Raw genomic sequence first — 1,040 nt, 5'->3', positions numbered from 1 at the left:
GAGCCAGCCCCTCATCCAACAGCCGGGATCGAGCCACGGAAAAACCACAATCCGCTGCTGTTGCCAGACAGGCTGCCTCGATGGGAACCGGGGACACTGTATCACGCAGGGAAGGCAGCTTGACCAGGAAATGCTTGCCGTCATCCATGGCAAACAGGAACTTGGGTCGGGCGCCGCCCGGGGAAGTACCCACTCCGTAGAGATAGGGCAGCAGGGGATCATTGTCCTTCAATTCACCCTTCTCGAAATCCAGGGCAGCCCTGGCAACATCCTGCAAGACCATCGGAGGCCGCTCAACAGTCTCCTGCACGGGGCAATGTTCCCTGGCAAACAGCAAGGCCCCCATGCCACCACCGCGCATGAGAGAAAGCAAATGAGGTGGACGGGCCTGGTGGTCGGACAACCCATACTGGCGGCACAGCATGCGCCGCCCCCAGTCGTCGGGCAGGGCATCCTCGAACACACCGTGTACGCCGGCCTGAGGACGCCCCACATCCTGGGGACCAGGAACCAGGGGTAAGTTGACGGGGTCCAGGGGAAAAGCTTCGGGATCGTCCAGATAGGACGACAGGTAACGGAACTGGCCATCGATGGCCCCGTTGTCTCTATAAACCGCCACCAGTTCCCCTGCCCGCACCCGCCGTCCATCTGGCAAATGTAGCCAGACCTGGAGCCGGACGTTCACCGGGATGCCGCTCGCCGCCGCACCCGTTTGCGGTTTTTCAGATCATCCTCATCAAACAGGCTGACAGGAATGGTGTCGGCCAGGCGTTCCACGGTTCCCAGCAGACGCATGGCCTTGACCCAATAACCTATGGGAGTAGCCGGGTCTCCCCGCTCCATTCTGCGGTAAGTAGGCACAGACACGCCGATACGTGCCGCCATGTCTGACTGGCGGTCGCCACGGGCGATGCGGCGCATGCGCAAACGCTCAGCCACCTCCTGGAGTTCAGGAGAAATTGTATTATTAATCATAGTTAACATTATAGGATAGATACTGCCATAAAGAAAAACATTCTGCTCTTTAATCAGAAAGTCAC

The 1,040-nt window shown here is 58.9% G+C and carries 2 protein-coding genes; both read right to left on the bottom strand.

Going from position 1 to position 1,040, the window contains the following annotated elements; translation table 11 throughout:
• A partial coding sequence (locus ACOCD2_RS21705; protein WP_293650472.1) for a type II toxin-antitoxin system HipA family toxin occupies positions 1-685 on the bottom strand: 685 nt, incomplete at its 3' end.
• On the bottom strand, positions 682-975 hold the full coding sequence (locus tag ACOCD2_RS21700; protein ID WP_293653451.1) for a helix-turn-helix domain-containing protein: 294 nt from the start codon (positions 973-975) through the stop codon (positions 682-684). The genes ACOCD2_RS21705 and ACOCD2_RS21700, both read right to left, overlap by 4 nt.
• Between the last annotated feature and the right edge of the window lie 65 nt (positions 976-1,040).

It is taken from the genome of Thiolapillus sp. (assembly GCF_048562965.1).
Lineage (GTDB): Bacteria > Pseudomonadota > Gammaproteobacteria > Chromatiales > Chromatiaceae > Thiolapillus > Thiolapillus brandeum_A.
The sequence above is the reverse complement of the archived record's forward strand: the minus strand, read 5'-3'. Positions and strand labels throughout refer to the sequence as shown.

Excerpts from the sequence above, each read along its gene's own strand:
- ACOCD2_RS21700 (WP_293653451.1), bottom strand. The coding sequence starts at position 975 with ATGATTAATAATACAATTTCTCCTGAACTCCAGGAGGTGGCTGAGCGT.